Here is a 26,406-nt window from a genome sequence, read left to right as displayed (position 1 = left end):
CAGGGGGCCGCATTGCCGAGCAGGGCACCCACGAAAGCCTGCTGGCGGCGGGCGGCGGCTATGCCCAACTGTTTGAAGTGCAGAGCAAATACTACCGGGAAGGAGGGGAGCACTATGGCGAAGTCTTCTGAAAACAGCAGCACCTACCGCCGCACCTGGGTGCTCAACCTGCGGGCGTGGAAACTCTGGGCAGAAAAAAGCCCCGCCTATTTCGTGTCCACCCTGCTCAGCGCGGCGGGGCTGGCGCTGGCGCCCTACCTGACCATCTGGCTTTCCGCCCGTATCATTGCCGAACTGGCCGGCGGGCGCGACCCCCGGCAGCTGGCCTTCTGGGCAGTGCTCACGGTGAGTGCCACGGCGGGGCTGGCGTTGCTCAACGGGCTGCTGGGGCGGTGGGCTGCCTATGAGAAAACCCGGCTCCACCCCCGCATGACCCAACATCTGGCCGAAAAAATGCTGGGTATGGACTATGCCCAGATGGACCGGCAGGAAGTCTACGACCTCTACAGCCAGATCGTACAGAACGATATGTGGGCCGGGTACGGGCTGGCCCAGACGCTGGGATTCTTTCCGGATTTCTGCAAGGCGGCCGCCCAGATTCTCGGCGGCATCGGCTTTACGCTCACCCTCTTCCTCACCGATGTGCCGGCGGGCAGCCCGCTGGCGGTGCTCAACGGCCCGCTGGCGCTGGTGGGGGTGCTGGCGGCCATGGTGGGGGCGGTGCTGGCCTCTACTGCCTGCGTCAATGAATCCGGCCTGCGCATGAGCCGTCAGGCGGCGAATATGCGCCTGGCCAACCGGTATTTCAACTTCTACGGTGTTATAGCCATGGATCACAAGCGGGCCGCCGACCTGCGGATGTACAGTCAGCAGGAAAACGTCTGCCACCACTATATGCAGAACAATGCTTTCAGCCGGGGCGGTGCCATGGCCCGGCGGGCCATGGGGGACGTGGGCCTGCTGCGGGCCCTGGCCCAGGCGCTCTCGGCGGTGCTCACCGGCGTGGTGTATCTTTTTGTCTGCCTCAAATCCTGGGCCGGGGCCTTTGATGTGGGCGCCGTCACCCAGTATGTGGGGGCCGCCACCCAGCTGTTCGGCGGTATCTCCCAGCTGCTGCAAACCATGGGGGATATCCGCGCCAACGGCATCTTTCTGGAACGGGTGTATGAATATCTTGACCTGCCCAACCCCATGTACCAGGGCAGCCTGACCACCGAAAAGCGGGCCGACCGCAACTATCAGGTGGAATTCCGGGATGTTTCCTTCCGCTACCCAGGCAGCGACCGCTGGGCGCTGCGCCATGTGAACGTCAAGTTCCGCATCGGCAGCCAGCTGGCCGTGGTGGGGCCCAACGGCAGCGGCAAAACCACCTTTATCAAGCTGCTTTGCCGCCTGTATGACCCCACCGAGGGGGAAATCTTGTTGAACGGCATCGATATCCGCAAATACCGCTACGGGGATTATCTGGCCCTCTTCTCGGTGGTGTTCCAGGACTTCAAACTGCTGGCCCTGCCTTTGGGCGAGAACGTGGCCGGTGCTGCCGACTATGACCGGGACCGGGCCGAGCGCTGCCTGCGGGATGCAGGCTTCGGGGAACGGCTGGACGCCATGCCCAAGGGGCTGGACACCTACCTCTACAAGGACCTGGACAAGGAAGGGGTGGAGATCTCCGGCGGCGAAGCCCAGAAAATCGCCATTGCCCGGGCGCTGTACAAGGACGCGCCCTTCCTGGTGCTGGACGAACCCACCGCCGCCCTGGACCCCATTGCCGAGGCGGAGGTCTACGCCAGCTTTGACGCCATCGCCGGGGACAAAACCGCCATCTACATCAGCCACCGGCTGTCCAGCTGCAAATTCTGCGATGCCATCGCGGTGTTTGACGGCGGCGCCATCGTCCAGACCGGCAGTCACGACGCGCTGGTGGCCGACGAAGAGGGCCTGTACCACCAGCTGTGGCAGGCCCAGGCACAGTATTACAACGAGTGAGCAACGCGGGGCAGAGGACCCCACGGCAGTGCCGTTTATGACCCCCTGCCCGCCCATAACGGACACGGCTTGCAGCCGTGCCCGTTTTTTTTACGTTTTTTACCCGTTTTTTCTCAAAAACCGGTGACATTGGCAACGGACTGTGCTATACTGGGAACGTTGCTGTGCGCCACGAGCACACAAGCATGTCAAAATGCCACTGCGGCGGCTGCCGCAGCCTGGAATAGAAGGAGTCGATACCATGGCAGAGAATATCCGGGAACGCAGCCAGATGGACCCGGCCTATACCTGGCAAATCACCGACCTGTACCCCGACGACAATGCCTGGCAGGCGGACTATGAACGCCTGCAGGGCGTTCTGCAGCAGCTGGCCGGGTATGCGGGTCACCTGAACGACAGCGCCGCCACCCTGCTGGCCTTCCTGCAGCTGCAGGACCAGATGGCGGAACAGGGGGACCGGCTGATTTCCTACGCCTACCGCAAGACCGACGAGGACACCCGTCAGGCGGCCTACCAGGAGATGAGCACCCGGGCGGATAACTTCATTGTGGCCTGGGGGCAGGCGCTGGCCTTTGAAACCCCGGAACTGCTGGCCATCCCCGAGGAGCGTCTTGTTTCCTTTTATAAAGAGGAGCCCCGGCTGGAGCATTACCGGCTGGCGATGGACCGCATCCGCAGCAAAAAGGACCACACCCTTTCCGCTGCGGAGGAAAAACTGCTGGCGGCTGCCGGCAGCATGGGCCAGGCCCCGGGCAACATCTTTGCCCTGATGAACAATGCCGACCTGACCTTTGCAGATGCGGTGGACAGCCAGGGCAACGCCCACCCGCTGACCCACGGCAGCTACGGCTCCCTGATGGAATCCACCGACCGCACCCTGCGGGAATCCACCTTCCACTCCCTGTATGCAGGGTATGGCAAGCTGAAAAACACCTGTGCCGCCGTGCTGGGCGCCCAGATGAAGCAGCTGCAGTTCTTTGCCGAAGCCCGGAAGTATCCTTCGGCGCTGCATGCCGCCCTGGCTGAGACCGAGGTCCCGGTGGAGATCTACCACAACCTGATCGAAACCGTGCACCAGCACCTGCCCGCCATGCACCGCTATGTCAAACTGCGCAAGCGGCTGCTGGGTGTGGACGAACTGCACTACTATGATATGTACGCCCCGGTGGTGGCCGATGAGCAGATGACCATTCCCTTTGCCGAAGGCAAAGAGATGGCTCTGGAAGCGCTGGCGCCCCTGGGGGCGGAGTACCGCTCCATCCTGGAGGAAGGCTTTGCCAACCGCTGGATCGATGTGTACGAAAATACCGGTAAGCGCTCGGGCGCTTACTCTGCCGGTGTGTACGGCGTACACCCCTTTGTGCTGCTGAACTACACCGACACCCTGAACGATGTGTTCACCCTGGTCCATGAGATGGGCCATGCCCTGCATTCCTACCTTTCCAACCGGGAGCAGAGCGTGACCTACTCCGACTACAAGATCTTTGTGGCCGAGGTGGCTTCCACCTGCAACGAGGCGCTGCTGATCCAGCACCTGCTGGGCAAAACCCAGGAACCCAAGCGGCGCGCCTACCTCATCAACCACTTCCTGGAGCGGTTCCGCGCCACCCTCTACCGGCAGACCATGTTTGCCGAGTTCGAGCTGTGGTGCAGCGAGCAGACCCGCCAGGGCAAGGCCCTTACCGCCGATTCCCTCTGCGAAAAGTACGCCGAACTCAACCGGCTGTACTACGGCGACGAGATCGTGGCTGACCCCGAGATCGCGCTGGAGTGGGCCCGCATCCCGCATTTCTACTACAACTTCTACGTCTATCAGTATGCCACCGGCTTTGCCAGTGCGGTGGCGCTGTCCCAGCGCATCCTGCGGGAGGGCGAACCCGCCGTGGCGGATTACCTGCACTTCCTCAGCGGCGGCTGCTCCGCCGACCCCGTCACCCTGCTCAAGGGTGCAGGCGTGGACCTGTCCACCCCCGCACCGGTGGCAAGCGCGCTGGAATATTTCAACACCCTGCTGGACGAGATGGAGGCCCTGCTGGCCCGGTAAGCCGCAGCCCGGCACAAAGCCCCCGTACAAAACTTTTTCGCCGGGAAAAAGCACGATTCATCGCGCTCTTTTTTGGGAAAACCATGAAAGTTTCACCTTTCACACACTTTTCCGACACTTTTGGTTGCTTTTTCTCTGCGGTTTTGCTAAAATATAAACAATTTCTGCCGGAACGGATAAGCCAGTGAGGGTTCCCATTGCTGGTCGTTTCGGTCAGGTTGAAATTTACTGTATCGGGACACAGGAAAGGAATGTACACATGAAAAACAAGAGACTTCTGTCCTTGCTGGTCGCGGGTGCCATGACGGTTTCGTTGGCAGCCTGCGGCGGTCAGGACGCCGTCACCAACAACCCGACGGAAAGCACCGCCACCGAGACCACCGAGACTGCCGCGGAACCCACCAGCGAGCGTCCCACTGAGCCCACCGGCCAGTTGGTCATCGGCACCATCACCCAGGTCGTCAATGAGTTCTACGACACCTCCTTCAACAACAACGCCACGAACTACATGATGTATGACCTGATCCATGGCTGTGACACCGTCACCTACACCATGGAAGGCGAGTTTGCGTTCGACGATACCGTCGTGGCTTCTCACGAGGAGACCGAGAACGAGGACGGCACCAAGACCTACACCATCAAGATCAAGGACGGCCTGGTCTGGAGCGATGGTTCTGCCATCACCGCCAAGGATTACGTCTTCGCTCTGCTGGCTGAGTGCAGCGATGAGATGACCGGTGTGGACGGCTACCCCGGAAACACCTACACCACCATCGTCGGCTACGACGAGTGGCATGACGGCACCGCCGATACCTTCGCGGGCGTCAACCTCATCGACGATATGACCTTCTCCATCACCATCAAGGCTGAGGAGCTGCCCTACCACTGGGATATCTCCTACGCTGCCGTCCGTCCCCGCCCCATGGCTGTCATCGCCCCGGGCTGCGACGTGGTCGGCGGTGACAACGGTGCTTCCATCACCGGCGAGTTCACCACCGAACTGCTGCAGGAGACCATCAACAACATCGACACCGGCTACCGTTACAACCCGCAGGTCACCTGCGGCCCCTACCTGTTCGCCGGCTTCGACGAGGCCAGCCAGCAGGCGACCCTGAAGGTCAACCCCAGCTACCACGGCGACTACCGCGGTGTGAAGCCGGTCATCGAGACCCTGGTCATCCGCACCGTTTCCAGCGATACCATGATGAACGAGCTGGAAGCCGGCACCGTTGACGTGCTGTACGAGTGCTCCGGCGCCGACACCATCAACGCCGGTCTGGACCTGGTGGAAGAGGGCGTTGCTGCCGACACCACCTACTACCGCAACGGCTACGGCAAGGTCCAGTTCGACTGCAGCCAGTTCCCCACCGACAGTGAGAAGGTCCGTCAGGCCATTGCTTACTGCCTGGATCGTAATGAGTTCGCCCGCCAGTACTCCGGCGGTTACGCAGCTGTCGTGGACGCTGCCTACGGCCTGGCTCAGCCTGAATACACCGAGAACGCCGACTGGCTGGCTGAGAACATGAACCACTACGAGATGAACATCGACACCGCCAAGCAGCTGCTGGAAGAGGACGGCTGGACCCTGAATGCGGACGGCACCCCGTACTCCGGCACCGGCACCCGTTACAAGGATGTCAACGGCGAACTGAAGCCCCTGGTCATCACCTGGGCCAACACCTCCGGCAACCCCGTTTCCGACCTGCTCTCCACCATGCTGCCCACCAACATGGCCGAGGCCGGCATGGAACTGCAGGCTACCACCATGGACTTCGCCACTCTGACCTCTGCCATCAGCCATGAGGGCGACACCATCTACAACATGTACAACCTGGCCACCGGTTTTGCCACCGCCAACTCCCCGTGGTACAACTACTCCGAGGACCCGCAGTGGATGACCGCCGGCTACAACTCCAACTGGATCGCCGACAGCGAGCTGTCCAATGCCGCCGGTGCCATGAAGAGCATCCCCTACGAGGACACCGACGCCTGGATGGAAGCATGGCGCACCTACATCCAGATCTGGAACGAGAAACTGCCGGATATCCCCCTGTACTCCGACGAATACTATGACTTCTACTCCACCAAGGTTCAGGGCTGGTACAACTCCTCCATCTGGGGCTGGCAGCGTGCTGTCCTGGATGCCTGGGTCGCAGAATAATCTGTAAATTACCAACACGCGTAACATCACAGTCAGTGACCGGCGGCTCCCCTTTTGCCGGGGGGCCGCCGGCTTTTTAGGAAATGGGGGGAAACCGAATGGGCAAAGGCCGTTATCTGGTCAAACGATTTGTCTATATCGTTTTCGTATTCTTTATCATATCAATCCTGATGTTTTTCATCTACAAATCCATGCCCGGCGACCCGGTTACCATGATGCTGGGCGAGTCCCGCAACAGCATGAAACCCGAAGCCTACCAGGCTTTGTATGACCGTACCCGCCAGGAGTTGGGCCTGGATAAGCCGCTGGTGATCCAGTACCTGATCTGGATCGGCAATATGCTCACCGGCGACTTTGGCTACTCCACCCAGTACAAGCGCCAGGTTGTGGACGTTATCGGCACCCCGATGCTCAACACCCTGATGCTCAATGCCCTGTCCATGGTGGTGACCTTTGCCGTCGCCATCCCGCTGGGCATTGCCACCGCCGTGCGCAAGAATTCTGTGTTCGATAAGTTCGTGCAGGTCATTACCATTGTGGGCTACAGTCTGCCCAGCTTTATCATCGCGCTGCTTTTCATCTTTGCCTTTGCTGTCAAGATCCCGATATTTCCCATCAGCGGTGTGCGATCGGCCGGTTTCAGCGGCGGAACACTGGAACTGGTGCTGGATACCCTGTGGCACATGGCGCTGCCGGTGATCGTATTGTCCATTTCGGGCATCGGTTCCATCACCCGCTATGTGCGTGCCGAGATGATCGACGTGCTGCGCATGGACTACATCAAGACCGCCCGGGCCAAAGGTCTGAAGGAAAAGACGGTCATCTACATGCATGCCTTCCGCAATGCGTTGATTCCCATCGTCACCATTGCCACCGCCTGGGTCGTTACCCTGTTCGGCGGTTCCGTGGTTATCGAAAACGTCTTCCTGTGGCCCGGCCTTGGCCAGATGCTGATCAACGGCCTGCTGCAGCGTGACTTCTCCATCGTTCTGACCATGCAGATGTTCTACGTTGTGCTGTCCCTGACCGGCAACGTTATTATGGACATCGCCTACACCATCGTCGACCCGCGGGTCCGGCTTGAAAACTAAGGAGGTTCCTGACTATGGCAAAGAAAAAGAAAGACGCCGGCAGGAAATCCACCGCAGCAGCGGCCGCCGAGCGCATGGTCATGGGCGGTATGCCCCAGGAGGAACAGGACGACGAGCTGATGCAAAGCCCCTTCCGGATGGTGGTTACCAGCTTCATCCGGGATAAGATCGCCATGATTGGCATGTGCGCCTTTATCTTCATCTTCCTGTGCTGCATGATCCTGCCCTTCTTCTTCCCCATCCAGATGAATTATCAGGATGTCACCCAGGCCAACGTGGCCCCGGGCTTCGGCATGCTGGACATCCCCAAGGCCCTGAAAGACAACGCCCTGGATATTGCCGCGGGCAGCACCTTCTCGGTGGGTATCGACAAGAACGGCAACGTCTACGAGTGGGGCACTTTCCCCACTGATAAGCTGAAAAAGATCCCTTCCAGCTCCGAGATGGGCAAACTGACCATGATCTCGGCCGGTCTGGACCACGTAGTGGCGGTCAATGAGAACAACCAGGTCTTTACCTGGGGCAACGACCGTATGGGTCTGGCCAGCATTCCCATTGAGCTGAAAACCAATACCTCGCCCATCAAGCAGATCTCGGCCGGTTACCAGATCTCTCTGGCCCTGACCGAGAGCGGCAAGCTCTACAACTGGGGCAGCACCTATCTGCTCAGCGTTTCCATTCCCAAAGAAGTACAGGGCAACATTGCCCAGTTTGACGACAACCCCAACATCGTCATGGCCCTGACCAAGGACGGTGAGGTGGTCCCCCTGACCAACTCCACCAACTCCTACACCGCCGTGCCGGAAGAGATCCAGGGCCACACGGTGGACCTGGCCCTGTCCGACGAGAGCGCCGCGGCTGTGACCGATGACGGCCGTGTGTACACCTGGGGCAACAACGTCTACGGTTCCATGAACGTGCCCGAGGAGATCCAGGGCCACGTGACCTCCATCGAGGGCGGCCGGTATCACTTTACCGTCATCCTGGACGACGGCACCGCCTTTACCTGGGGCAACGACAACTTCGGCCAGACCGATGTGCCCAGCTTCAGCGGGGCAGTCACCGACGTGACGGCCGGTTACTACGCCAGCTATGCCATTGATGAAAACGGCCATGCCGAGGGCTGGGGCCTGAAGGGCTACCTGATGGGCACCGACCAGCTGGGCCGTGACGTCTTCCGCCGTCTGCTGGTGGGTGGCCGTATGACCATGACCGTCGGCTTCATCGCGGTCATCATCTCCACCTTCATCGGCGTGCTGGTGGGCGGTATCTCGGGCTACAAGGGCGGCAAGATCGACAACCTGCTCATGCGTCTGACCGAGATCGTCTCCTCCATTCCTTTCCTGCCTTTCTGTATCATTCTGTCCAGTATTCTGGGCAACAGCATCGACGAAACCCAGCGTATCGTGCTGATCATGTTCATTCTGGGCCTGCTGTCCTGGCCGGGCATTGCCCGTCTGGTCCGCGGCAGCGTGCTGGCCGAGCGTGAACAGGAGTTCGTCACCGCCGCCAAGGCGTTGGGCGTCAAGGAATTCGGCATCATTCTGCGCCATATCCTGCCCAACATCATCACCGTCATCATCGTCAACGCCACGCTGGACTTCGCCACCTGCATGCTGACCGAATCCAGCCTGTCCTTCATCGGCTTCGGCGTTACCGAGCCCAACGCCACCTGGGGCAACATGCTCAACGGTGCGCAGAACGGCCAGGTTATCGAGAACTACTGGTGGCGCTGGCTGTTCCCGTCCATTGCGTTCGGCATCTGCACCATCAGCATCAACTGTGTGGGCGACGGCCTGCGCGATGCCATTGACCCCAAATCGAAGGAGAGGTGATCGACGATGAGTTTGCTGGAAGTAAAAAATCTTCATACCTACTTTAAAACCAAAAAGGGTATCGTCAAGGCGGTAAACGACGTCACCTACTCTCTGGACGAGGGCAAGACGCTGGGCATCGTCGGCGAATCCGGCTCCGGCAAGAGTGTTTCTGCCATGAGCATCATCAAGCTGCTGGACGGCAACGGCTGGATCGACAGCGGCAGCGTGACCTTCAACGGCCGCGATATCCTCAGCTGCACCGAGAAGGATATGTACCATATCCGCGGCAACGAGATCTCGGTCATTTTCCAGGAGCCCATGACCAGCCTGAACCCGGTTTTCACGGTGGAACGCCAGATCGGCGAAGTGCTGCGCATCCACCAGAACATGACCAAGAAGGAAGCCTACGCCAAGGCGGTGTCCCTGCTGGCGGATGTCAAGATCCCCAACCCCGAGCGGGTGGCCAAGCAGTACCCCTTCCAGCTGTCCGGCGGTATGCGTCAGCGTGTCATGATCGCCATGGCCCTGGCCTGCAAGCCCAAGCTGCTGATTGCGGACGAACCCACCACCGCCCTGGACGTGACCATCCAGGCGCAGATCCTGAAACTGATGAACGACCTGAAACGCCAGACCGGCACCTCGATCCTCTTCATCACCCATGACCTGGGCGTTATCCATGAAATGGCCGACGAAGTGGCCGTCATGTACTGCGGCCAGATCGTGGAAAAGGCCGACGCCAAGGAGATCTTCCACAAGTCGGTCTATTCGCACCCCTACACCGAGGGCCTGATGATCTCCATTCCCCGGCTGAACACCCCCAAGGGCAAAAAGCTGGATGCCATCCCCGGTGCGGTGCCCAACCCCCTGTACCTGCCCAAGGGCTGCAAGTTTGCGCCCCGCTGCAAGTACTGCACCCAGAAATGCCTGGAGGAGGAGCCGCCCCTGAGCGAGGTAGGTCCCAACCATCTGGTACGTTGCTTCTATGCGGAAAAGGCGGTGAGACAGCAGAATGCAAAATGAGAAGAAAAAGGTACTGTTGGAACTCCGCGATGTGAAGCAGTACTTCCCGGTAAAAAAGACCAAGTTCCGTGAAAAACAGCGGTATGTGCGCGCCAACGACGGTATTACCCTGGATATCTACGAGGGCGAGACCCTGGGCCTGGTAGGTGAGTCCGGCTGCGGCAAGTCCACCCTGGGCCGCACCATCCTGCAGCTGTACCCCCAGAGCCACGGCGACATCCTGTACCATAAGGGCGAGGAAGTCATCGACCTGAAACAGCAGAAGTACGAGCAGATGCGGGTGCTGCGCAAGGACCTGCAGCTGATCTTCCAGGACCCCTATTCTTCGCTGAACCCTCGCATGACGGTGGGCCAGATCATCGGCGAGGGCCTGACCTCCCACGGGATCTACAAAAAGAACGACCCGGCCCTGAAGGAATACATCTTCCAGATCATGGAAGAGTGCGGCCTGGCCACCTATATGTTCAACCGCTACCCGCACCAGTTCTCGGGCGGTCAGCGTCAGCGTATCGGCATTGCCCGCAGCCTGGCCCTGAAACCCAAGTTCGTGGTCTGTGACGAGGCGGTTTCGGCCCTGGACGTGTCCATCCAGTCCCAGATCCTGAACCTGCTGTCCGACCTGAAACAGAAGGCCGGTCTGACCTATCTGTTCATCACCCATGACCTGAGCGTGGTCAAGTACATCAGCGACCGCATCGCCGTTATGTACCTGGGCAACCTGGTGGAGCTGGCCGATGCCGAGGAACTGTTCAGCGATACGCTGCACCCCTACACCGAGGCGCTGCTCTCCGCCATTCCCACCACCGAGGAGGACAACGGCGGCCGTAAGCGCATCCTGCTGGAGGGCGATATCCCCAGCCCGGTGAACCCGCCGGAAGGCTGCAAGTTCCATACCCGCTGCCGTTTCTGCCAGGAGAAGTGCAAGCACGAAGTGCCCGAGTGGCGTGAACTCACCCCCGGCCATTTTGTGGCCTGCCACTTCCCCCTGCATGAGAACAACACCGTTACCGGTGAAGTGATCGAGTAAACCATCCCTGCCGGAAAGGAAACCAAGATCATGTTTTTTCAGAAAAAGCTCAAGCGCGTCATGACCAACCATAAACAGGCCGAGGAGCGCTTTGCCAAAGAGAGGGAGGAACTGCCCCTGGAGAAAAACGACCGCCTGGCCATGATCCTGGCGGCGCTGGTGGTGTTCATTCCGGCCCTGATCGTGGTGGCCGCGGTATTCTTTCTGGTACTCTATGTGTTCTTCCTGCGCTTCCTGTAAAGCAGAAGCGGGGTTCGCCCCGGTCCCGAAACGGCAGGCGGCAGCGCGGTTTTGCGCTTTCCGCCGCTGTGGGGTGAACCCACGGTGCGCGCTGTGAGCGGGCACCTCCCGGAATATCATACAAAAACGGACCCTTCCTGACGGCGTAAGCCAGGGAAGGGTCCGTTTTGTTATATGGGGCAAAGGGCGCGCGGGCAATCTGCCCGGCACCGGGGCAAAGGCCGGAAAAATTACTTCAGCGCGGCGCCATCCCGGAAGGCGTTGCCGGCTTTTTCGCCCAGTTTGCGGTAGGTGTTGTGGATGGGGTCAAAAATAATGGGCTGCAGTTTGTCCGGGTCGATCTTGCCGTCGGCGTCCAGCACGGTTTCGTCGGCGCTCACGTTGACGATCTCACCCACCAGGCGGCAGCTTTCGGGGTCATAGCTGATGAGACGGCATTCCACCGTCATGGGCAGTTCGTCGATGAGGGGCGCATCCACAAAGGCCGAGGGGGTGGTGTGCCAGCCCGCTTTGGCCAGTTTGTCGGCCACCGTGTTTCCCGAAACAATGCCCACATAGTCGCAGGGCACCAGCTGGTCCACAGTGGCCATGCTGACGGTAAAGGCCTTGCGGGCCAGCAGGTTGGCGGTGGTCTTGTGCCCGGCGCTGATGCACAGGGAAAGCTGGGTATCATCGCTGATGCCGCCCCAGGCGGCGTTCATGGCGTCGGGGGTGCCGTCCTCCCCGTAGGTGGCCAGAATGAACACCGGCTGCGGATAGGTCCAGGGTTTGGCTCCAAAATTCTTACGCATAGATAAAACCTCCTGTTTACCAGTTCTTGGGTTCGCCGGTGCTGTCCTGCCGGGTTTTGCGCCGGTCAACCATCTGTACAAACCATTCTACCATATTTGGGTCCTGATGGGAGAAAAATGCGCTCTCTTTTTTGTCCAGCGCGGCAATGGCAGCCATTTCCTCCTCTCCCAGGGTGAAGTCAAACACCGCCAGATTCTCCTGCATGCGCTCCGGATGGGTGGATTTGGGAATCACCACCACGCCCCGCTGCAAATGCCACCGCAGAATGACCTGGGCTGCGGTTTTGCCGTGCTTTTGCCCGATGGCGGTGAGCACCGGGTCCTGGAACAAGCCGCCCCGGCCTTCCCCGAAGGGGGCCCAGGCTTCCGCCTGTACGCCGTATTTGTCCATCCAGTGTTTGGCTTCCTCCTGCTGATGGTAGGGGTGGATCTCCACCTGGTTCACCATGGGGCGGATGCGGGCAAAGCTGGCCAGATCCACCAGACGGTCCGGATAAAAATTAGATACCCCAATGGCCCGCAGCTGCCCCTCCCGGTACAGATCTTCCAGGGCGCGGTAGGCCCCGTAATAATCCGCAAAAGGCTGGTGCAGCAGCACCAGGTCCAGGTAATCGGTCTGCAGTTTGGCCATGGAATCCAGCACCGAAGCCCGGGCGGCGTCGTAGCCGTAATGTTCCACCCAGACTTTGGTGGTAAGGAAAATATCCTGCCGGGGAATGCCGGACTTCTGGATGGCGCTGCCTACCTGTTCTTCGTTGTAATAGCTTTGGGCGGTATCCAGCGAACGGTAGCCCGCGCCCAGGGCATCCAGTACGCAGCGTTCGCATTCCTCCCGGCTTACCTGATAAACGCCATAGCCCAGCATAGGCATGCGCACACCGTTGGAAAGGGTTACATATTCCATTGTCATTTCCTCCGTTTTAAGATTGGCCGCGGTGCCCTCTTGCGTGGGGCGGGCGCCTGTGGTATCCTCAGTGTAGCATCCGGTAGTAACTACCGGTCAAGGGCTGCTTTGTGAATTTATCGTGAACATGCGGGAGGGTGCGCCATGTTGTATTCCATGAAACAGACCTGCGAGAAAACAGGCATGACCTATGAGGCACTGAAATTTTACTGCAACCAGGGGCTGGTGCCCCGCGTAAAGCGGGACCGGGCCAACCGCCGGGTTTTTGATGAGCAGGATATCGCCTGGATCGAAGGACTGGGCTGCCTGAAACGGTGCGGGTTCAGCATCCGGGAGATGTACCATTATATGGAACTTTGCCTGCAGGGGGCGGCCTCCATCCCCGAACGAAAAACCATTCTGGACGAAAAACGGCAGGCTTTGCGGGAACAGATCGCCCAACTGGAAGAAGTAGTGGCCTATGTGGACAATAAACAGGCGTTTTACGACCGGGTCCTGGCCGGGGAACAGCCCTATTTCAGCAATCTGCTGGCCGATGTACAGCCCGGAACGGCGGACCGGTGACCGGTGCCTGTTTTTTCCATCCCCTTGACAACAGGCGGGAAACCCTGTAAACTGAAACACAGTTTCAAATTCAAGGGAGGCACTGCCCGTGGAAGGCAGACAACATTACAAGACCCGGCAGCGGGAACAGATTGCCGCCTACCTGTGTGCCCGGCCGGGGCAGCACGTGACGGCGGCCGAAGTCTGCGCCCACTTTGCCCGGCAGGGTGTCCAGATGGGCAAGGCCACTGTTTACCGCCATCTGGACCGGATGGTGGAGGAAGGGCTGGTGACCAGGTACACGGTGGATGGCTCCACCGGTGCCTGTTATGCCTATACCGGCCCCGGACCGGAACCTGCCGAACCGGCTTGCTACCACTGCAAATGCCAGCAGTGCGGGGCGCTGATCCATCTCCATTGTGACGAGGTGGAACATCTGCGCCTGCATATGCTGGACCACCACGGGTTTGCCCTGGACCCCCGCCGTACGGTGTTTTACGGCATCTGCGAAGCTTGCCGTGCCGCCCGCCGGCCAATGATCATTTTGTAAAGACGGAAAGGAGAACGCCATGCACCCTGTGGGACGTAAAATCGCCGCCTGGACCCTCAGTGTTCTGCTGGCGGTGGGCGTTCTTTTTTCGGCCTGGTTCCTGGCGCGGGAAATCCGCCATGCCTGTACGGGGCAAAGCTGCCCGGTCTGCGCCTGCCTGCAGGCGGCGGCCCGGCAGCTGAAAACCGGTGCGGGTCCCGCAGCCCACGCCGCAGCTGTGTGCAGCGCCGTGTTTGGTGCCGTTATGCTGTCGGGCGGTGCGGTGCAGTACCTGCCCGGGACCACGCCGGTAGCCTGTAAGGTCCGGCTGGACAATTAAACAGACCTCCGTTACCGAGGACGCAGCGCACAAAGCCGTGCGCCGGGCCCCTGGTTTTTTGCGCTCATTTTTCGTTTACATGCCAAAAATCGGAGGACTTTTTTATGAAAATCAGACAAAAAATACTGCCGCTTTTGTTGGCGGCTGCACTGTTGGCCGGCTGCACCGCCCCGGCAGACACTTCTGTACAGACGGCCCAGACCCCGCAGTCGGCCCGGACGGACACCCTGCAGGTGGTGGCCACGATCTACCCGGTGTATGACTGGGTGCGGCAGGTGGTGGGGGAGGATGCCCCCGGTGTGGAAGTGACCCTTTTGCAGGATGGCGGCACCGACCTGCACAGCTATCAGCCTTCGGCCGCGGACCTGGCGGCCATTGCGGACTGTGACCTTCTGGTGTATGTGGGCGGCGCTTCCGATGCCTGGGTGGAGGATGCCCTGCAAAACGCCGCCAACCCGGAACGCCGGACCCTTGACCTGATGGAACTGCTGGGCACCCGGGTCTATGAGGAAGAAACGGTGGAAGGCATGCAGCCCGAGGAGGACCACGACGGGCACGACCATGAAGAAGGGGAAACAGACGAACATATCTGGACTTCGCTGCGCAACGCGGCGGAACTTTCCACCGCCATTGCCGATACCCTGGCCCAGCTGGACCCGGACAACGCCCGGCAGTATACCGAAAGAGCCGCCGACTACAGCGCGGAACTAACGGCGCTGGATGCCGAGTATGCGGCGGTGGTGGAACAGGCGCCGGTAAAAACCCTGCTCTTCGGGGACCGGTTCCCCTTCCGTTACCTGGTGGAAGATTACGGCCTGGCATATTACGCGGCCTTCCCGGGCTGTTCGGCCGAAACCGAAGCCAGCTTTGAAACGGTGGCCTTTTTGAGTGAAAAACTGCAGGAACTGAATCTGCCTGCGGTGCTGACCATAGAAGGATCGGACGGCAAAATTGCCCAGACCATCCGGCAGAACGCCGGGGGCAGCTGCCAGGTGCTGACGCTGGATTCCCTGCAGGGGACCACGGCGGCCGACGCAGACCGGGGCGTGACCTATCTTTCGGTGATGCGGCAGAACCTGACGGTGCTGCGCCAGGCCCTGGGGGCCGGGGAGGCGGCATAATGGCACAGATTCTGGGAGAAAACCTGACCCTGGGGTATGACGGCAAAGCGGTGCTGCAGGGGCTGAACTTCACGGTGGAAGCAGGGGATTATCTCTGCATCGTGGGGGAGAACGGCAGCGGCAAAACCACCCTCATGAAGACCCTGCTGAGGCTGCAGCCGCCCTTGGCCGGTGCGATCCGGTTCGGGGACGGTCTGACCCGGCAGGATATCGGGTATCTGCCGCAGCAGACCGAGGTGCAGCGGGATTTCCCCGCATTGGTGCGGGAAATTGTCCGCTCCGGATTTCAGGGGCGCTGCGGGCTCCGTCCCTTCTATACCCGCGCCGAAAAGGCGGAGGCGGAGCGGATGCTCCAAAAAGTGGGGGCGGCCGACCTGGCGGGCCGGTGTTACCGGGAACTTTCCGGCGGTCAGCAGCAGCGGGTCCTGCTGGCCCGGGCCCTGTGCGCAGCCCGGCGGGCCCTGCTGCTGGATGAACCGGTCACCGGTCTGGACCCCGATGCGGCAGCCGCCATGTATGACCTGATCGCAGACCTGAACGCCGAGGGCGTCACCATCCTGATGGTCACCCACGATGTGGGCCCCGCCCTGCAGGCAGCCAACCGCATTTTGCATATCGGCGGCAGCCTGTTCTGCGGCAGCCGGGAAGAATATCTGCAGACGGGCGCCGGGCGCCGCTTTGCCCGGCAGGAAGGAGCACCGGCATGATCGAAACATTGCAGTTCTACTGGACCTACCCCTTTGTGCGGTATGCACTGGTGGTCGGGGTGCTCATTGCCCTTTGTTCCTCACTGTTCGGGGTCACGCTGGTGCTCAAACGTTTTTCCTATTTGGGCGACGGGCTTTCCCATGTGGCTTTCGGGGCTATGTCGGTGGCTACGGTGCTGCGTCTGGCCGATACCATGCTGCTGGTACTGCCCGTCACGGTGGTCTGCGCCGTACTGCTGCTGCGGGGCGGCCGGAACGCCAAGATCCGGGGAGATGCCGCGGTGGGGATGCTGTCGGTGGGAGCGCTGGCATTCGGCTATCTGGTGGTCAACCTCTTTTCCACATCGCCCAATCTGTCGGGGGATGTATGCAGCACCCTGTTCGGCTCCACCTCCATCCTCACCCTTACAGAAGAGGAAGTCTGGCTTTGCGCCGGGCTGTCGGTGGTTGTGGTGGCGCTCTTTGTGCTGCTGTACCAAAAGATCTTTGCAGTCACCTTTGACGAAACTTTTGCCCAGGCGTCGGGGGTCAATGCCCGGCACTGGCAGCTGCTGCTGGCAGTCATCATTGCGGTCATCATCGTGCTGGCCATGTATCTGGTGGGCTCGCTGCTGATTTCGGCGCTGATCATCTTCCCGGCATTGGCAGCCATGGGGGTATGCCGCAGTTTTCTGGGGGTTACCATTTGTGCGGCGGTGTTTTCGGTGGCCTGCGCGGCGGCGGGCATCCTGCTGGCGGTGCTGGCCGGCACACCGGTAGGGGCCACTATCGTGGCGGTGGACGCGGCAGGTTTTGTCCTGTTCCGTTTGGCCGGTGCGCTGCGAGGGGCCGCATGAGCCGCCGCCTGGTCTGCGCCCTGTTGGCGCTGCTGCTTACAGGCTGTGCCGGAACCGGGGCGCAGCCGGTCCCCACAGCAACCCCGGCGGTCACGGCGACCCCGTCGGCACCGGTTTCCACCCTGACGCCTGCACCCACCAGGGACCCGGAAGCAGTCGACGTGGACCTGACGGAACTTTCCTCCACCATGGTCTTTGCGGAGGTGGCTGCCATGGTCCGCGACCCGGAGCAATACCTGGGCAAGCGGGTGCGGATGCAAGGGCAGCTGGCGGTCTACCCGGCCAACCCGGCATTGGATGTGGACTACTTTTATACGGTAGTTGTCCAGGATGCCACCGCCTGCTGCCAGCAGGGGCTGGAATTTATCTGGGAAGACGGGACGCAGCCCGAAGCGGGCACCGAGCTGGTGGTCACCGGTATTTTTACGGAATATGACTGCGGCGGATTGCCAAGCCACCATATTGTGGCGGAAAGCGTGGAAACGACAGGCTAACTTTGCCGGCGGCTGCCGGAACACGGGACCCCCGGCCCGGAATAAATGGCGGCCTCCAACGGCGGAGGGCAGGAATACAAAAGTACGGAAGCAGACCCCGATTCCCTTACAGGAAAATCGGGGTCTGCTTTTGTGAATTGAAGCAATCTCCGGTGAATTCTATTCGGTTCCGGAAAGTTCATTCGCAAAGAAAGTCATACAACCGTATACAAAACATGCGGAAATTTCACATGATATGGACATATGTTGCCGCATTTGCAAAAAACGTCACAATTCGACAAAAATATCATCGCAGGAAAGCGAAAAAGCGTTGCGGCAAAATGAAAAGAATAAAGCGGAAATAGCGGCGAATATTTCTACAAATGTTACAAAACGGCATACAGTCTATTGATTTTTGATGAACTGTATGGAAAGATATACATCAAATTCTACCACGGAAAGTGCGCAATCGACGGCATTCAAGCGGCCGAAAAGAGAAGGAAAGTGCAGCTTTCCGGGCCAGAAAAAGCCGTACAAAATACGGTCTCCCGCTCGGGAGCAAGGCCCAGCCGGAGCGGGCAGAATTTTGTCTCAGGCGGACGCAAACAGTCGAATGGCAGCAGAAAAGAAGTGCTTTTCCAGCCAAACGGCTTTTTGAATAAATGTACGTTATATACCCTTTGCACATTTGACCAAGGAGGACTCAGCGGATGAAAATCCATTTCAAACGCATCGTCAGCACCATCTGTGCGCTGGCGTTGTGCGCAAGTATGGTCCCCACTTCGGCTCTGGCACTGGAAACGCCCGCCGCTACGTCGGCCCGCGAGGTGTACCTGTTTGTTGCCATCCCCGGAGAAAGTGTTGTCAGTGAAGTGGGCTCGGATTATTATTACCTGACCAGCGGCGGTAAGGTCAGCGGTAAGGCAAGTACATCCATGGAGCCGGATATCAGCCCCACCGACGAAGAGCGCATCACGCAGTATGTTTCCAGCTGGCCCACGGACCTGGACCGCAAAACGGGTACCAGCAGCTGGACCATCAATGAGACAACCGGCGAAGTCACGAAGTTCAGCCTGGTACTGGGGGATAAGACATATACCAGTGATGAGTACGGTCTCCGTTGGGCTAAGTTCAGCTACGCCGACACGTCCAGCTTTAAAATGCAGTATCATGTGGATGCGATCCTCTACGAAAAGACCACGGTGGAAAAGGTCATCGATACGCTGAACCTCAGCAAACAGGTGACGGATTACGCCCTGGATTCCAACGGCGGTGAGCAGACCAGCGCAAGCTTTACGTTCAATATCGTGGACGTGAATGCGCAGGGTGATGTACTGGGCAAGGTTTTGATCCCGCTGACTGTTACGGCAAACGGCAAGGATGCGGTCAAACTGGATGCCGGTACGTACGCTCATACGGAACTGGCGCCCGGTTACTACAAGGTGGTCGAGGTACAGAACGAAAACGACCTGAAAGCCTGGAATGCTGCCAACGAAGTGTACTTTACTGTGTACACGAACGGCGAGGTGGAACTTACCGAGAACAAGGGATCTGCGTCCACCATTACCAACAGCGCGAAAAAGTATTCTGTAACGTATGAACTGATGGGCGGCACTGGTACGATTGACGCTGCCAGTGGCCTGAAGTACAACCAGACGTACAAGATCTCCGAAACAGTACCCACCAAGTCCGGCAATGTTTTCCGCGGTTGGAGTGAGAGCAGCACCGGTGATGCGGTGTACCAGCCCGAACAGGAAATCACGATTGACGGAAGCAAGACCCTGTATGCGGTCTGGAGCCAGGCTGCTGTGACCAAAAAGGGCGATACCGCCATCATTACCTACAGCTACACCGTAGATGAGGACGGCCGCTCTCCTGAGGATGAGAAGAGCCTGACCAACAGCGCGTCCGCTTCTGCGGGTGTGACCCAGGGCAACAGCCGTTCGACCCACAACTTCGTGGAAGTCCCCGCACTGGATGTGACCAAGACCGGTACGCCCAACGTGAGCGAAACCGGTATCATGCAGATCAGCTACACCATCGACGTGACCAACACGGGCAACGCCGCCCTGTCTCAGGTGGTGTTGGAGGATGACAAGTTCCAGGGCACCGTTGAGGTCAAGAAGGGCGACACTGCTGTGAGCGCCAGCCTGAACGGCACCGAACTGACTGTATCCGAGCCTCTGGCCGTGGGCGACACCATGACCGTTACTTACAACTATGAAGTGACCGAAGAGGCGGCAGAGGACGGCACCCTGACGGTGACCAATACCGTTAATGTGACCGGTACCACGGCTGACAACGTGACGACAACCAAGCCGGCTACGGCGGACACCGAAGTTTACGCCGGCGAAGTCGAGCTGAAACTGGCCCCCATTGTTATCTACACCGGCGGCGACGGCAGCAACCAGGCTGTTGTTGGCGATGACGGTGAAATGTTCGATGCGAATGAGGCTGGTCTGCCCACCTTTGGTATGACCATGACGCTGCCCGACAACACGCCTGTGACGGTGGAGGACAATGAAGCGGCAGCAGAGCTGTATGACGTTACCTCTGACGATGGCGAGCGTGCCAACTTCAAATGGAGTGCTGTTGCCTACAATGGTAATGCTACCGTGCTGATGCAGCTTACGCCGGAAAAGGGAACGGATGCAGCCCGCATCAAGCTGATCGATGATAAGGGCAACGCCGTTACTTCGGACGAGTTCTCCGTGGAAGACACTCTGTGCCAGACTTATGACACTGAGCTCTATGTGCAGGAAGAAGAAGGCACCCAGATCATTGCTGAAGTGAATGGCAAGTACTACAACATCCACTACGAGAATTCTACGCTGACCATCCGCGGCACTACGCCGGATGCCAAGACCAATACGGTGGCCAACGACGCTTCTCAGCTGAAGCCGGATGTGGATGTGCCGCAGGCCGTGGTGCCCAGCGATGCCAGCTACTACGTCAGCGGCAATGGCGACAACTCCGGTGTGCTGAAGGTTGAGGATACCAGTTCTGTCTCTCTGCTGGTGGACGAAATCGTTGACCAGTCTGTGGAGACCGATCAGCAGTATGTCCAGATGATGAAGGACAAGGTGGAAGCCGATGGCGGCGTCCTGGGCAGGGTTCCCGCGGACACTACCCGCACCTGGCGCTTCTTCTACATGGACCTGGTGCTGGCCAACAACGGCAACGCTGTGCTGACCACTGATAAGGATGTGACCATCTATTGGCCGTATCCGGACGGTGTGACCTATCAGGATGTTGTGGACGGCAAGTATGATGTGAAGGTTCTGCACTACACCGGTCTGAACCGTAACTATGCATCGGATGCCTTTGCAACCGAACTGAATGATTGCCGCATGGCAGTTTACACGGTAACGCCGACCAAACAGGGTCTGTGCTTCACCGTGCCCAGCAGCGACGGCTTCTCTCCGTATGCGCTGGTGTACCAGACCACTACCACCAGCAATACCACCGAGAGCAAGGCAACGGCTCCTGCCGCTACGCCGGCTCCCACTGCGGCATCCATCATCCCGCAGACGGGCGACAGCCTGCCCCTCGGCCTGCTGTTTGCAGTGGCCGGCCTGGCAGTGGCTGCTATGGTTGCGCTGACGGTCGTCTACCGTCGCCGCCGGGATAAGTAATACCTCCATCAGGTATTGCGCCTGAACGGTAAAAATAACGGCAAAAGCGCCGGGGCGAAAGCCCCGGCGCTTTTTTGCCTTTCAGCCAAAGGGAACGGCTTTCCGCAGGCAGAAAAATCTGGTATAATGTACCATACTTATGGCGCAGCTTTCCGGCCCTTGCTGCGGCGGCGCCAACGGGACACGGCGGCTGCGCGGTGCGTGGCCGCCGTGTCCGTGTGTGAAATCATTGGGAGGGTTGGTCTATGGATTGGTCATCGATCGGGCGGAATCTCCGCCAGTACCGGCAGGAAAGTGGTCTTCGGCAGGAGGACCTGGCCCGTGCCGCAGGGTTGAGCGTCAACTATATCGGCATGGTGGAGCGTGGCGAAAAAATCCCCTCGCTGGAAACCTTTGTGGCGCTGCTGAACCGGCTGCATGTTTCGGCGGATATGGTACTCACCGATGTGGTAGATACCGGCTACACTGTCAAGCAGTCCATGCTGGCGGAGCAGGTGGGGCGCCTGCCTGCCGCTGAGCGGGAACGGATCTATGCGGTGGTTCAGGTGCTGGTAGACCGGGCCGACACCGGCGAAGCCTGAGCCGGGCTTTCCGGCGCAGGGGGCTCGTGAGGTGTCTCATAGACGGCGCGTACAAAATCGTACCGGTTGGACCGCTTTTTGTACTGGTCGGGGGGCAGACCTTTCTCGGCCCGGAACACCTTGCCGAAATAGTTGTTGTTGCTGTACCCCACCTGCTGTGCAATTTGTTCCATGGTGTAGTCGGTGTTGGTCATAAGCAGGCGGCAGGCTTTGGCCAGCCGCACCTCCCGGATGTATTTCCCCGGGGAAACGCCGAACTTGTGCTGAAATTCCTTGCACAGGTAATATTTGGACAACCCCGCATGGTCCGCCACCAGGTCCAGGTTCAGGTTGGGGTTGTGGTAGTTCTGGTCAATGTAGGATTTGGCTGCATCCACCCGGGAACGCTCGGTTCCCGTAACCGCCAGGGCACAGGCGGTCAGCTCCATCCAAAGGTCGTAGGCCAGGCGGGAATTTTCAAACAGGGTGCCTACCGAATCCTCCAGCGCCTTCCGGTAAAGAGTCACCATCCGCTCCGCCAAAGGTGTACCCAGCCCTACCGGCACCACCGGCCCCGTATGGCCGTAGATCTTGCGCAGCAGGGGCAGGCATTCTTTGCTGAATTCAAAGTAAAGAAACTCCCAGTGGGAGGAATTTTCCGGCAGATAATAGCGGCTTTTGCCCGGAATATCAATGACGAAGGCATCCCCCGGTGCTACGGGATACAGCAGGTCGTCCAGCTGCAGGGCCCCGGCACCGTCCAGGCAAAACTGGATCAGGCAGTGTTCGTCGCGGCGGTTGTGGTTGTCCCAGCAATAGGTGGGGGTGTCCACATACTGCAGCCCGGCGCCTTTCAATGTCAGCAGCGGCAGGTCGGAAGAAAAACGGAAACCGACCGAATGATGGGGCAGAGGATACATGAGAAAACCTCCTTCCAGGTGGTACCTTTATGGTAGCATGAATGGAAGATGTCCGCAAGAATTTACCATGGGGAAAAAACAACCACCCGGTCGCCCTTTGTGGAAAACGATCCGTCCGGCAGTTTGGGTTTTTGCCAGCTGCCGGGCGGATTTCTTTGTTTTTATGCAGAATCCTTCTAAAAAGCATATGTGCGGAGGAAATGACAAGAATTTACCATTCAAAGCCCGTCCTTACCATTTACCCGGCAGATAAACAGCGGTATGATAAGGATATCAAAAGAGAGGAGCATTAAGAGAGGAGCATTATATGATACGCTTTGAAGAACAAGAAAATGCTTTTTATCTGGACAATGGGCGCATCACCTACTGCTTCGGCATTGCCAAGGGCCGCTGGCTGGAAAGCCGCTGGTTCGGCCGCCATATCCGCCGCATAGGGGGCAGCGCCCGTCCCCGGTATTTTGACCGTGGATTCTGTTCCAACCCGGACCCGGAGGACAAGAAATTCTCTCTGGACACATTGCCCCAGGAATACCCGGGCATGAACGAGGGGGATTTCCGCAGCCCGGCCTATGGTATCCAGACAGCGGACGGCCGGCGTGTGACCCGGTTCGTCTACCGGGATTACCGGATTCTGCCGGGCAAACCGCCGCTGACCGGTCTGCCGGCTGTCTATGCCGAAGGTGAGGAGGAAGCCGAGACCCTGGTGGTGCGGCTGGAAGATACCGCCACCCGGGCGCAGCTGCTGCTGTATTATACCATCTTCCGGGAGTATGACGCCATCTGCCGCCATGTGGAGGTGGTCGCCGGTCCCGAAGAACCGCTGCAGCTGGAAACCCTGATGGCCATGAGCCTGGATTTTCCCCGTGCCGACTATGACCTGCTGACGCTCTCCGGTGCGCACTTGCAGGAAAAAACCATAACCCGCCGCCCGGTCACGGCGGATTCCGTCACGCTGGAAAGCAGCCGCGGCGCCAGCAGCCCGCAGCAGACCCCCTGTGTGCTGCTGACCGACCCCAACACAGACGAGGACCGGGGCCGGGCATGGGGGATCAACTTGGTGTACAGCGGGGATTTCCGGGCGGTGGTACAAAAGGAACCCTTTGGCGGGGTGCGGGTGCAGATGGGGTTCAATCCCCAGACGTTCGGCTGGCAGCTGGCCCCTGCCCGGCGGTTTGTCAGCCCCGAAGCGGTGCTGGTCTACTCCGATGCAGGGCTGAACGGCCTGTCCCACACCTTCCACCGGCTGTATGCCCGGCGCCTTTGCCGCGGGTATTGGCGGGACCGGACGCGCCCGGTGCTGCTTAACAGCTGGGAGGCGTTCACCTTCTCCATCGACGAGGAAAAATGCCTGTCCCTGGCCCGGCAGGCCGCCGACCTGGGCATGGAACTTTTTGTGCTGGATGACGGCTGGTTCCGCAACCGCACCGACGACCACCGTGCGCTGGGGGACTGGACGGCTGATCCCCGCAAATTCCCCCATGGACTGGGGAATCTGGCCCGGAAAATCCGGGAAGCCGGGGTGGCGTTCGGCATCTGGTTCGAGCCGGAAATGGTCAACCGTGACAGCGATTTGTACCGCGCCCATCCGGACTGGATCATCCGCAGCCCCCGCTACGAACCGGTGCCCAGCCGCAACCAGTTTGTGCTGGACCTGTCCAACCCGGCGGTGTGTGATTATCTGGTAGAGTCGGTGGCCCGTGTGCTGCAGGAAACCGGCGCTGCCTACGTCAAGTGGGATATGAACCGCCATATTACCGATTTGGGCTCCGCCTGGCTGCCGCCGGAACGGCAGCGGGAACTGTCCCACCGGTATATGCTGGGCCTGTATGACGTATTGGAACGGCTTACCGCCCGGTTCCCCCGGGTACTGTTCGAGGGCTGCTCCAGCGGCGGCGGCCGGTTCGATGCGGGAATGCTCTACTACATGCCCCAGACCTGGACCAGCGACAACACCGACGCCGTCTGCCGGCTGCAGATTCAGTACGGCACCAGTATGCTGTTCCCGCCGGTGACCATGGGGGCGCATGTGTCGGCGGTGCCCAACCACCAGACGGGGCGCATCACACCGCTGGCCACCCGTTTTGCGGCGGCCATGTCGGGCAATCTGGGGTACGAGATGGATATCCGGACCCTGAGCGAAGCGGAACGGGAAGAGATCCGGGCGCAGATCGCTCTCTACAAGGAACTGCGGGAAACCCTGCAGCAGGGCACCTTTTACCGGCTGCGGGACCCCGGAACAGGCAACGAAGCAGCCTGGAATTTTGTTTCGGCGGACGGGCAAACGGTGGTCTGCTGCGCGTTCCGCATTCTGGCCGACCCGCTGCGCCGCACCACCGCCGTGCGCCTGCGGGGGCTGGACCCCGAGGCCGACTACCGGCGGGAAGGGGATAACGCCGTGTTTGGCGGTGATGAACTGATGGAATCCGGCCTGGCTGCCGACCCGCTGCGACAGGACTTTACGGCGGCCGTGACGGTATTGCATAAAGTATAAAACTGGGAGGAAAACAACATGACGAAAGAAGAACGCTACCAGGCGGCTGCTGAACAGCTGGTGGAATTGGTAGGCGGCCCCGACAACATCATCAGCGCGGCCCACTGTGCCACCCGCCTGCGTCTGGTGCTGAAGGACGAGTCCAAGGCGGATGTGGACGGCATCCTCAAGGTGGATCTGGTCAAAGGGCAGTTTGCCAATGCGGGCCAGTTCCAGATCATCATCGGCAGCGGCACGGTGGATGAAGTGTACAAGCGGTTTATTCCGTTGGCCGGGGTGGCCGAGGCCACCAAAAGCGACGTGAAAAAGGCTGCGGACAAAAAGCTGAATCCGCTGCAGCAGCTGGTCAAGACCCTGTCCGATGTGTTTGTGCCGCTGATTCCCGCCCTGGTGGCCAGCGGTCTGATGATGGGCCTGAACAATGTTATGACTGCCAGCGGGCTCTTCTTCCCGGACCAGTCCCTGGTGGAAGCCTTCCCCGGGCTGGCCGACCTGGCATCCATGATCAACACCTGCGCCAGTGCCGCCTATTCCTTCCTGCCCATCCTCATCGGCTTCTCCGCTGCCAAAATGTTCGGCGGCAACCCCTATCTGGGCGCCGTCATCGGTATGATCATGGTCTCCGGCGATTTGCTCAACGCCTACAGCTACGGCGACGCGGTGACCGCCGGTACCGTGCCGGTGTGGAACATCTTCGGCCTGACCATCGACAAGGTGGGCTACCAGGGTACCGTGCTGCCGGTTCTGGCCGCCGCCTTCCTGCTGGCCCAGATCGAAAAGTGGCTGCACAAGCGTGTGCCCGAAGTGCTGGACAACCTGGTGACGCCGCTCTTCTCGGTGCTGATCACCGCTTTCCTCACCTTTACCGTGGTGGGCGGCGTGATGCGCACCGCCGGTGACTGGATCACCAACGGCCTGCTGTGGCTGCATGATTCCCTCGGCGTGGTAGGCGGCATGATCTTCGGCTTCCTGTATGCGCCGCTGACCATGACCGGTATGCACCACAGCCTGCTGCCGGTGGATATCCAGCTGGTGGCAGCCGGCGGTTCCTTCCTGCTGGCCATTGCTTCCTGCAACAACGTGGCCCAGGGCGGCGCCACGCTCTGCGCCATGCTGCGTACCCACGACAAAAAACTTAAAAGTGTGGCAGCCACTTCCGGCATTTCGGCG

General features: G+C 59.7%; 22 protein-coding genes. 19 read left to right on the top strand and 3 right to left on the bottom strand.

Going from position 1 to position 26,406, the window contains the following annotated elements; all coding sequences use genetic code 11:
- Positions 1–114 precede the first annotated feature (114 nt).
- The 8 genes from H6B10_RS02405 (at position 115) to H6B10_RS02370 (ending at position 11,386) form a co-directional block, all read left to right on the top strand.
- Entirely contained in the window at positions 115–1,986 is a 1,872-nt protein-coding gene (locus H6B10_RS02405; protein ID WP_204649323.1) for an ABC transporter ATP-binding protein, read from the top strand.
- Between the two features lie 241 nt (positions 1,987–2,227).
- The gene (gene pepF, locus H6B10_RS02400) at positions 2,228–4,030 is read left to right on the top strand and encodes an oligoendopeptidase F (protein WP_204649322.1); all 1,803 of its coding nucleotides are present in this window, start codon (positions 2,228–2,230) and stop codon (positions 4,028–4,030) included.
- Positions 4,031–4,289: 259 nt separating this feature from the next.
- Positions 4,290–6,191 carry an ABC transporter substrate-binding protein gene (locus tag H6B10_RS02395; protein ID WP_204649321.1) on the top strand — a complete coding sequence of 634 codons (1,902 nt, stop codon included), beginning with the start codon at positions 4,290–4,292 and terminating at the stop codon, positions 6,189–6,191.
- A 98-nt stretch (positions 6,192–6,289) separates the two neighbouring features.
- A complete protein-coding gene (locus H6B10_RS02390; RefSeq protein ID WP_204649320.1) occupies positions 6,290–7,282 on the top strand; it encodes an ABC transporter permease in 993 nt (330 codons plus the stop codon).
- 14 nt (positions 7,283–7,296) lie between these two features.
- Entirely contained in the window at positions 7,297–9,117 is a 1,821-nt protein-coding gene (locus H6B10_RS02385) for an ABC transporter permease subunit (protein WP_243427218.1), read from the top strand.
- A gap of 6 nt (positions 9,118–9,123) precedes the next feature.
- Positions 9,124–10,119, top strand: coding sequence for an ABC transporter ATP-binding protein (locus H6B10_RS02380; protein ID WP_204649319.1), 996 nt, complete (start codon positions 9,124–9,126; stop codon positions 10,117–10,119).
- Positions 10,109–11,146 carry an ABC transporter ATP-binding protein gene (locus H6B10_RS02375; RefSeq protein ID WP_204649318.1) on the top strand — a complete coding sequence of 346 codons (1,038 nt, stop codon included), beginning with the start codon at positions 10,109–10,111 and terminating at the stop codon, positions 11,144–11,146. Before H6B10_RS02380 ends, H6B10_RS02375 begins: the two co-directional genes overlap by 11 nt.
- A 30-nt stretch (positions 11,147–11,176) precedes the next feature.
- Positions 11,177–11,386 carry a hypothetical protein gene (locus H6B10_RS02370; RefSeq protein ID WP_204649317.1) on the top strand — a complete coding sequence of 70 codons (210 nt, stop codon included), beginning with the start codon at positions 11,177–11,179 and terminating at the stop codon, positions 11,384–11,386.
- A gap of 230 nt (positions 11,387–11,616) precedes the next feature.
- On the opposite strand, the gene H6B10_RS02365 is transcribed toward H6B10_RS02370, so the two are convergent.
- A complete protein-coding gene (locus H6B10_RS02365) occupies positions 11,617–12,177 on the bottom strand; it encodes a flavin reductase family protein (RefSeq protein WP_204649316.1) in 561 nt (186 codons plus the stop codon).
- 16 nt (positions 12,178–12,193) lie between these two features.
- The gene (locus H6B10_RS02360) at positions 12,194–13,081 is read right to left on the bottom strand and encodes an aldo/keto reductase (RefSeq protein WP_204649315.1); all 888 of its coding nucleotides are present in this window, start codon (positions 13,079–13,081) and stop codon (positions 12,194–12,196) included.
- A 144-nt stretch (positions 13,082–13,225) separates the two neighbouring features.
- Between H6B10_RS02360 and H6B10_RS02355 the strand changes: the two genes are divergently transcribed.
- The 9 genes from H6B10_RS02355 to H6B10_RS02315 all read left to right on the top strand — a co-directional run bounded on the left by H6B10_RS02355 (position 13,226) and on the right by H6B10_RS02315 (position 21,846).
- Complete coding sequence (locus H6B10_RS02355) at positions 13,226–13,645, top strand: MerR family transcriptional regulator (RefSeq protein ID WP_204649314.1); 420 nt, start codon at positions 13,226–13,228, stop codon at positions 13,643–13,645.
- Positions 13,646–13,733: 88 nt separating this feature from the next.
- Complete coding sequence (locus tag H6B10_RS02350) at positions 13,734–14,174, top strand: Fur family transcriptional regulator (protein ID WP_204649313.1); 441 nt, start codon at positions 13,734–13,736, stop codon at positions 14,172–14,174.
- Positions 14,175–14,193: 19 nt separating this feature from the next.
- Positions 14,194–14,493, top strand: coding sequence for a hypothetical protein (locus H6B10_RS02345; RefSeq protein WP_204649312.1), 300 nt, complete (start codon positions 14,194–14,196; stop codon positions 14,491–14,493).
- Between the two features lie 104 nt (positions 14,494–14,597).
- Positions 14,598–15,614, top strand: a complete 1,017-nt coding sequence (locus H6B10_RS02340) for a metal ABC transporter substrate-binding protein (protein WP_204649311.1) — start codon at positions 14,598–14,600, stop codon at positions 15,612–15,614.
- Positions 15,614–16,321 (top strand): metal ABC transporter ATP-binding protein, encoded by a 708-nt coding sequence (locus H6B10_RS02335; protein ID WP_204649310.1) that lies wholly within the window; start codon positions 15,614–15,616, stop codon positions 16,319–16,321. Before H6B10_RS02340 ends, H6B10_RS02335 begins: the two co-directional genes overlap by 1 nt.
- Positions 16,318–17,157: a metal ABC transporter permease gene (locus tag H6B10_RS02330; RefSeq protein WP_204649309.1), complete on the top strand. Its 840-nt coding sequence runs from the start codon at positions 16,318–16,320 to the stop codon at positions 17,155–17,157. The genes H6B10_RS02335 and H6B10_RS02330 overlap by 4 nt, the downstream gene beginning before the upstream one ends.
- Positions 17,154–17,651, top strand: a complete 498-nt coding sequence (locus tag H6B10_RS02325; RefSeq protein WP_204649308.1) for a hypothetical protein — start codon at positions 17,154–17,156, stop codon at positions 17,649–17,651. The genes H6B10_RS02330 and H6B10_RS02325 overlap by 4 nt, the downstream gene beginning before the upstream one ends.
- Positions 17,652–18,340: 689 nt before the next feature.
- Positions 18,341–21,265: an InlB B-repeat-containing protein gene (locus H6B10_RS02320; protein ID WP_204649307.1), complete on the top strand. Its 2,925-nt coding sequence runs from the start codon at positions 18,341–18,343 to the stop codon at positions 21,263–21,265.
- 245 nt (positions 21,266–21,510) lie between these two features.
- Positions 21,511–21,846 carry a helix-turn-helix domain-containing protein gene (locus H6B10_RS02315; protein WP_204649306.1) on the top strand — a complete coding sequence of 112 codons (336 nt, stop codon included), beginning with the start codon at positions 21,511–21,513 and terminating at the stop codon, positions 21,844–21,846.
- Here the strand turns inward: H6B10_RS02315 and H6B10_RS02310 are convergent.
- Positions 21,807–22,745 (bottom strand): AraC family transcriptional regulator, encoded by a 939-nt coding sequence (locus tag H6B10_RS02310; protein WP_204649305.1) that lies wholly within the window; start codon positions 22,743–22,745, stop codon positions 21,807–21,809. The two genes, H6B10_RS02315 and H6B10_RS02310, sit on opposite strands and share 40 nt — an antisense overlap.
- Positions 22,746–23,052: 307 nt before the next feature.
- On the opposite strand from H6B10_RS02310, the gene H6B10_RS02305 reads away from it, so the two are divergent.
- On the top strand, positions 23,053–25,236 hold the full coding sequence (locus H6B10_RS02305) for an alpha-galactosidase (protein WP_204649304.1): 2,184 nt from the start codon (positions 23,053–23,055) through the stop codon (positions 25,234–25,236).
- Positions 25,237–25,254: 18 nt separating this feature from the next.
- Positions 25,255–26,406 (top strand): PTS transporter subunit EIIC (locus tag H6B10_RS02300; protein ID WP_204649303.1); only part of this gene is annotated, 1,152 nt, incomplete at its 3' end.

The sequence above is a fragment of the Gemmiger formicilis genome (genome assembly GCF_016901605.1).
In the GTDB taxonomy this organism is placed as follows: domain Bacteria; phylum Bacillota; class Clostridia; order Oscillospirales; family Ruminococcaceae; genus Gemmiger; species Gemmiger formicilis_B.
This window is presented reverse-complemented; position numbering and strand designations above follow the sequence as displayed.